Genomic DNA, 7,131 nt, shown 5'->3' with positions numbered 1-7,131 from the left:
GCCGAACACGAAGCCGTCTACTACGCTCAACACCAGCCCCAACCGGCGGCTGGAGTCAACCCATAGAGTCTCCACCGATCCCGGAGCGGTTCACCGTGACTTCTCGCGGTGGATCCAGATCATCGACAAGCCCACCCACTCCAGCAGCGTGGTGACGGCCTCGCCGAATCCGGTGACGGGCAAGGCCAAGCCGGGCCCCAAGTACGCGGCGACCACTCGCGGCCACAGCGAGAGCGTCCTGCGTGGCTTCTACGACTTCCACCGCGACGCCGGCTCGGGCCCGATGGTCAACCCGTTTCCCCTTGTCCGGTCAGGTGGCCGCGCGCATGCCCATCACAATCCGATGGACTCCTTCCGCAAGGAACGCACGGGGCTGTATCGGCCCAGGATCGTGCAGCGGGTGCCGCGCCGCATCCCGGACGAGCGCTTCAACGACCTGTTCGCTCAGCTGGGCTCGCATCGCGACCGGGCGCTGGTGGCCTTCTGGGTGTCGTCGGGAGCGCGGGCCTCGGAGTTGCTCGGCGCCCAATACGCCGACGCGTCCGGGACACCAGTGGCGCGGTCCCGCTCGTGGTCTCCTACGACATCCACGAGCGAGTCTGGAATCCACCCATGCCTCTGCTGTTTCAACGACCGATCGGAGTGGAGAACCGACCGATTCCTATCTCCGGCAACCGGGCGCTGCTCAACGAGGCTCTGGCCCGCACCGGTCTCACCGACACCAGCAACCAGCCGCTGAAGTTCACCCCACACGATTTCCGGCGCCTGTTCATCACCGACGCGATCATGAACGGGATGCCACCTCACATCGCCCAGCTCGTGGTCGGTCATCGCGACATCAACACCACGATGGGCTACAAGGCCGTCTATCCCGAGGAGGTCATCAACGGGCACCGCGCCTTCATCACCCGCCGCCGCGGGACTCGTCCCAGCGAGGAATACCGCACGCCCACCGATCAAGAATGGGAGGAGTTTCTCGGCCACTTCGAACGCCGGCGCGTCGCCCTGGGCGACTGCGGCCGCGCCTACGGCACCGGCTGCGTTCACGAGCACAGTTGTTTACGCCGCAGCCTCCTCCGGCCGGACCCGGGCCAGCGTCAACGCATCGTGGACATCCGCAACACCTGCTCGCCCGCATCGCCGAAGCCGAACGGGAGAACTGGCTGGGCGAAGTCGAAGGACTCAAGGTCAGCCTCGCCGGAGCGGAACAGAAACTCGCCCAGCTCAACCAGCGCGCCCGCCTTGCCGCCACCGTGAACCTCGGCACCCCGACATTCCGCGACGTCGCCGGTCGCACCATCAGCGTCGACCCGAACAAGATCATCAACTAGTTCAGAGAATTCATCAACACCCTGCTCGTCCAGTCCGTCCTCAAAGACCCCGCCTGGCAGCAGAGACTGACCGGCGCCGACAAGCGCGGCCTGTCGCCGCTGTTCTGGTCCAACGCCAACCTCTACGGCACGATCGACATCGACATGGGCCGCCGCCTCGACCTCGGCCTGGCGGCCTGATCCCCCAGGACGGGTAGTGGCTCGGGTGGGGCAGGGGGCTGGTCTGGGCCGGGGCGGCGGTGAGGGCCAGGCCCGCCAGAACCGTCAGACCGCCGAGCAGTTGGAGCGGGCCGAAGGGGTCCCCGAAGGCGATGACGCCCGCACCGAAGCCGACGACCGGTTCGATGTTGAGGAAGGCGCCGGCGAGGCCGGGCGAGACGCGCGACTGGGCATAGGCGAACAGGGCGTACGGGAGCAGGGTGCCGAGGACGGTCAGGGCGAGGGCCGCGACGATGGGGGCGGTCGACGACGGCAGGGCCGGGGCGCCCTCGACGGCCACGGCCAGCGGGGCGGCCAGCAAGGCGGAGGCGGCAAACTGCACGGCCGTGACGGCGAGTGGGTCGCGGTCGACCAGCAGGCGGTCCTGAGCGAGCAGAAAGGTGGCGCTGAGCAAAACGCTGACCAGGATCAGCAGGTCGCCGCCGAGGGAGGCCGAGCCGCCACCGCTGGTGGCGACCAGCGCGATGCCCGCGAACGCCAGGGCGAAGCCCGTCCAAGCGGTGCGGCCAACCCTGGCACGGCCCAGCGCGACTGTGGCGATCGCGGCGAGCAGAGGGGTCAGGCCGATGATCAGTGAGGCGTGGGCGACGCTCGTCCGTTCGATTCCCAGCCCCTGCAGGACGATCACGAGGGCATAGCCGGTCGCGCCCCAGAAGACCACCCTGGGCGAGGCGGCCCGTCGAAGAGGGGCTCGGTCGGCCACGAACAGGAGCGGGACCGCGGCCAGCGCGAAGCGTACGACGGTCAGCCAGACCGGACCCCAGCCAGCGAGAGCGATCTTGATCAGGGGGACGGTCACCCCCCACAGGACTCCGGCTGCCGTGAGGGCGGACAGGGTCGCCGAACGATTCGTCGTCATGCCCCAAGGATCAGCAACGTGCGACCGAAGAATCGGCACCGGATCCTGTATGCGCAACTATATTTTGTGAGATGGCCGATTCGCTTGATGAAATTGATCGCAGGCTGCTGACCGAGCTCCAGCAGGACGCGGGCCGCACCAACGTGGAACTCGCCCGGCTGGTCGGGCTCTCACCCGCCGCCACCCTGCACCGCGTCCGCAGGCTCAAGGAATCAGGAGTGATCAGGCGGATCACGGCCGAGTTGGACCCCCCACAGGCCGGATTCCCCCTCAAGGCCTATGTGATGATCACCCTCGCCCGGCACACCCCCCAGACCGAGCGCGCCTTCGCCGACACCCTGAAGGCGATCCCCGAGGTGCTCTCCGCCGACGTCGTCACCGGAGAGATCGACATGATCCTGCTCATCGCCGCCCGCGACGTCCCGGACCTCCAGCGGATTCTGCTCCGTCTCTCCCTGCACGGCGCCCAGCGCGTCACCACTCTCCTGCACCTCCAAGAGATCAAGACCCCCTCTCCGCTCCCCCTCCTGTGATGCCGGAACCGCCCCGGTCCCGGGGGTTGAGCGGCAACCGAAGCCTCGGCCAGTGGCGTTTTCAGGGGCGTTCGGGTACGCAGATGAGGGTCTGCTGGCCGGTGGCGATCAGTGTGCGCTGCTGCTGGTGGATGGCGAACACTTCCAGGCAGCACACGGTGAGGGTGCGGCCGGGCTTGAGGACGGTGCCGACGGCCTCGATGTGGTCGCCGGCCGCGGGCGCGAGCAGGTTGATCTTGTATTCCACGGTCAGGACCGAGGTGCCCTCGGGGAACAGGGTGAAGGCCGCGTAGCCGCCGGCGCTGTCGGCGATGGCGCTGCTGGCGCCGGCGTGGACGTAGCCGTTCTGCTGGGTCACCTCGGGCCGGGCGGGCAGCGTGATCACGACGCGGCCGGGAGCGATGTGGGTCAGCCTGGGGCAGCGGGAAGATCCGGCCGGGTATTAGCGCTTAGCGCTGAGCCGCAGGTCGACAGGGGTGTTTCTCGGTCAGCCTGGGTCAGGCTGGCCGAGGGGATGGGACGCTCTGATCGGGCAGGAGGTCGCCCAGTGCGGTCCGGATGGCGGCGCGGCTGACTCCGTGGACGCGGGCGAGGGCTGCGATCGAGGTGCCTTGTTCGGTGTAGGTCGACCGGACTTTTTCCAGGTCGTCTCAATCGTTATCTTGGGTTGACGACCTCTTCTCGCTGGTCAGAGCAAGATGATCTTTTCTTTCACGTGTGGCACGTTGGCTGATCTTCACAGCATGTTGCAGCGACAATGCGACCACGCGGGGCGAGGGCGATGTAGGCAACTCGCACTTCCAATCCAGCGCCTCGTATACATCCTTCGCCCGCGGGCAATTCGATCCGCTGTAGCCGGTGTCGCCAACGCAACCCGTTTCACCGAACTTCTGCGCGCACTTCACTGTCCCATGGCGGTCGAGTCGTCGCCCACGAGGCCGGAATCACGCAACGCGTCGTTCTGATCGAGTTCGACAGCTTTGAACAGGCCGTCGCGGCATACGAGAGCGAGGCATACCAGAAGGCGCTGGTGGCCCTCCCCGACGGCGTCGAGCGCGACTTCCGCATCATCGAAGGCATCGACTGACCGGCGGGCCCAGCCATCGCTGAGCATCCGTCACCTGATACGCACACGGTGCTGAACGACGACTCACGAGACGAGTTCGAAGCGATGCCCCGCGTCCCAGTTCGTCGTCGACGTCCTCGACGGCCTGATCCCTGTCGGCGGCTCGCCGCGAGGTCAAGCAAGACGGACGTCTGCGGTGGCGAGGCCCAAGACCTTGCGCCCGGCGGACTTCGCGGTGATGACGACGACGGCGGTCTTGCTGAATGTCCGACACGACCTCGCTACGCCGGCGGATCAGCATCCGAAAGCCTGAGCACGAACCGCCTTCGAGGTACCTGCCGAGCGGCTGTACCAAGCACTCCAACGGACCCGAGCCGACTGGGCTGCCGACTGCGCGCGATGGCACCGTGCCTTACATGCCCGGCAAGATCATCTCGCTCTGACCTGCGCGAAGAGGCCAAGAACCCAAGATAACGATTGCTCCTCGGGTGGCAGGGCGCCCAGGGCGACCGTGGGGGCGATCTGCCGCAGGCTCAGCTTGCGGAGCGCCCTGGCGCCGCACGACTCGGCGATGACGGCCGGGTCGCTGGCGATGATCACGGACGGGGGGCGACCTCGATCGGCCTCCGGGGAGGATCGGATCGGATTTTGGCGCTACAAAAGCGATCTTGACGACGATTCGGTGACGAGGGCTGTTTGCCCTGGTTGAGCGCCCTAGCGTGCCTGCTCCTGCCTGTGGATTTCCTCTCGAATGAGCAAGTGACCCGCTATCGCCGGTTCCGGCCTTGCGGTAGGGCGGCGACTCCTGCGGCAGGCGCCCTCGTCCTGCGCGCTCTCGGATCAAAGGTCTTGGGCCACTCTTGGGCCCGGCGTTCCAGAACGGCCCAAGGGCAGGCGGTCACGATGGCGGCACATCGTAGAGAAGGAGCGCATCGTGCATACCGCCGACCACCCGAACGTCCCGCAGATCATGCTGCCCGGCCAGGCCGCCGCCGCCCCCGGGCCGCTCGACATGGCCAACATGTACCTCGCGCACTACGGCTTCCGCCGCGACCTCGGCCACCTGCTCACCGCGATCGGCCGGATCCGCCTTGACGACCGGCGGCGCGTCTCAGCGCTGCGCGAGCACCACGCGTGGGTCCTGTTCGTCCTGCACCACCACCACACCGCCGAGGACGAGAAGATCTGGCCGCGGCTGCGCGAGCGGGCCCCGGGGGCGATCGGCACGATCGACGCGCTGGAGGCCGAGCACGAGGCGTGCGACCACTGGATCCGCGAGAGCACCGAGGCGTTCCAGGCGTTCGACTCCGGACCGTCCGAGCAGGAGCGCGAGCGGCTCACGACCGCCCTGCGCACACTGGCCGACACCCTCGGCGCGCACCTCGCGCACGAGGAGACCGACGGCATCCCGCTGATGATGGCCCACATCACGCCGGAGGAGGACGCGGAGATGCACAAGACGATCATGAAGGACTACGGCCTGCGCAAGCTGGTCAGGCTGGTCGGCTGGACCAGCGCCGAGGTGCCTGCCGACGTCGAGGCCCACCTGCGCGCGACCGCGCCCCGGCAACTGCTGATGATCTCCAACCTGGCCGGGAGACGCTACCGGCGCCGCACGGCCTACCTGTGGGGGTGAGCCGGTCCTCTGGGGGTGAGCCGGTCCTGTAGAGGTGAACCGGTCCCCGCCTACTCGCTGGGCTGGGCCAGTTCCCGTTCCACGCGTTCGGCGTGCTCGGCGTGCCGCCGCGCCGCCCCGGTGTCGCCCAGGGCCTCGGCCAGCTGCGCCAGCGACCGGCTGACCGGCCACAACAGCATGCCCAGGCCGGAGATCCCGATGCGGTCGGCGTACGGGGACGCCTCCTCGTACAGGGCGGCGCAGGCTTGCCGGTCGCCCAGCGCGGCCCAGAGCTCGCAGCGCAGCACCAGCCAGCACAGGTACACGAACGTGCGTGGGATCGGCGGCTGCCGCTCCCACGGGCCGAGCGCCTGCCGGGCCTCCTCCGGCCGGCCGCTGACGACCAGGTAGTGGGCGTACACGTCGAGGTTGAACGGGTCGAGCGGCTCGTGCGACACGTCCATCGGCGGCCGGACCGCGTCCGCCGCCCCGAGGCGCAGGCGCATGACCTCCACCAGGTACGTGATCCCGGCCGTGCTCGACTCCACTCCCCACATCGAGGTGGCCCGCTGCTCGGCCGCGGTGGCCGCGAGCAGTTCCTCGGCCGCGTCCAGGTCGCCCTGCTGCACGAGCAGGCCGAGCCGCAGCCAGCCCAGCATGATGCGCAGATACGGCATGTGGATACGCCCGATCAGCCGCGCCGCCTCGGCCACCGGCTCCCGTGACTCCCGCACCCGGCACAGCTCCAGCAGCGTGCCGGCCTGGCAGATGAGCCCGATCGCGCGTAGCTCGTCGTCGCCCGCCTCCAGCCCGGCGCGGGCCATCTCCTCGCCCGCCTCCAGCCGCTGCCGCGCGTGGTCCGGGTCGAGCAGCCCGTAGTAGCGGGCGAACAGCACCCGGCCCAGCAGCGTCGCGTCGTTCTCGCGGCGGGCCAGCCACACCGCCTCGGCGCTCCATAGCTCCCGCTCGGCCGGGTCCCGGCCGGGCTCGTAGTACGTCTGGAGCGTCAGGCAGGCCAGCACCCGGGCGCGGGCCGAAGGCTCCAGCCCCTCTTCGGCGGCCAGCTTCGCCAGGTCCGCCACCAGGTCCGGATCGTGGTCGCCATAGACCTTCCAGGGCTGCAGGATGCGGCCGCCGTACCCGGTCGCGGCCTCGATCAGGCGCCGCCGGTCGCCCGCCTGCCCGGCCAGGTGGCGGATGCGCGCCAGCTCGGCCTCCTGCCCCAGCGAGTCGCCCGCCCCGAACCTGGCCTCGGCCAGCGCGAACAGCAGGTCCATCCGCTCGGACTGACTCGCCGCCGGGTCGTCCTCGGCCACGCGGTCCGCCCGTTCGAGCAGCTCGACGGCCGCGTCGTACGCGCGCAGCCGCTTGGCCTCCTCGGCAGCCCGCCACGCAGCCCGCCACGCCCGCGCGGTGTGTCCCGCGGGGATCGCCAGCAGCCAGTGGTGCGCGGCGGCGGCCAGCCGGTCCGAGGCCGAGCCGCCGGTACGCGACTCGATCGCGGCGGC

Annotated in this window: 8 protein-coding genes; 4 read left to right on the top strand and 4 right to left on the bottom strand. The window is 69.3% G+C overall.

Annotated elements, in window-relative coordinates; genetic code table 11:
• Positions 1-612: 612 nt before the first annotated feature.
• Entirely contained in the window at positions 613-1,257 is a 645-nt protein-coding gene (locus ACWDX9_RS57140; protein ID WP_449971475.1) for a tyrosine-type recombinase/integrase, read from the top strand.
• A 114-nt stretch (positions 1,258-1,371) separates the two neighbouring features.
• On the opposite strand, the gene ACWDX9_RS57135 is transcribed toward ACWDX9_RS57140, so the two are convergent.
• A complete protein-coding gene (locus tag ACWDX9_RS57135) occupies positions 1,372-2,409 on the bottom strand; it encodes a DMT family transporter (protein WP_449971472.1) in 1,038 nt (345 codons plus the stop codon).
• Between the two features lie 71 nt (positions 2,410-2,480).
• Here ACWDX9_RS57135 and ACWDX9_RS57130 point away from each other — a divergent pair, with 71 nt between their 5' ends.
• Positions 2,481-2,942 (top strand): Lrp/AsnC family transcriptional regulator, encoded by a 462-nt coding sequence (locus ACWDX9_RS57130; RefSeq protein ID WP_449971470.1) that lies wholly within the window; start codon positions 2,481-2,483, stop codon positions 2,940-2,942.
• Between the two features lie 61 nt (positions 2,943-3,003).
• On the opposite strand, the gene ACWDX9_RS57125 is transcribed toward ACWDX9_RS57130, so the two are convergent.
• Positions 3,004-3,354, bottom strand: a complete 351-nt coding sequence (locus ACWDX9_RS57125; protein ID WP_449971481.1) for a PaaI family thioesterase — start codon at positions 3,352-3,354, stop codon at positions 3,004-3,006.
• Between the two features lie 405 nt (positions 3,355-3,759).
• Here ACWDX9_RS57125 and ACWDX9_RS57120 point away from each other — a divergent pair, with 405 nt between their 5' ends.
• Positions 3,760-4,029 (top strand): DUF1330 domain-containing protein, encoded by a 270-nt coding sequence (locus ACWDX9_RS57120; protein WP_449971478.1) that lies wholly within the window; start codon positions 3,760-3,762, stop codon positions 4,027-4,029.
• A 408-nt stretch (positions 4,030-4,437) separates the two neighbouring features.
• On the opposite strand, the gene ACWDX9_RS57115 is transcribed toward ACWDX9_RS57120, so the two are convergent.
• Positions 4,438-4,608, bottom strand: a complete 171-nt coding sequence (locus ACWDX9_RS57115; protein WP_449971468.1) for a hypothetical protein — start codon at positions 4,606-4,608, stop codon at positions 4,438-4,440.
• 334 nt (positions 4,609-4,942) lie between these two features.
• Between ACWDX9_RS57115 and ACWDX9_RS57110 the strand changes: the two genes are divergently transcribed.
• Positions 4,943-5,644, top strand: a complete 702-nt coding sequence (locus ACWDX9_RS57110) for a hemerythrin domain-containing protein (protein WP_449971466.1) — start codon at positions 4,943-4,945, stop codon at positions 5,642-5,644.
• A gap of 50 nt (positions 5,645-5,694) precedes the next feature.
• Here ACWDX9_RS57110 and ACWDX9_RS57105 read toward each other — a convergent pair.
• Positions 5,695-7,131, bottom strand: a 1,437-nt coding sequence (locus ACWDX9_RS57105) for a hypothetical protein (RefSeq protein ID WP_449971464.1), incomplete at its 5' end; no start/stop codon positions are given.

This window comes from Nonomuraea sp. NPDC003201 (assembly GCF_053590415.1).
This window is presented reverse-complemented; position numbering and strand designations above follow the sequence as displayed.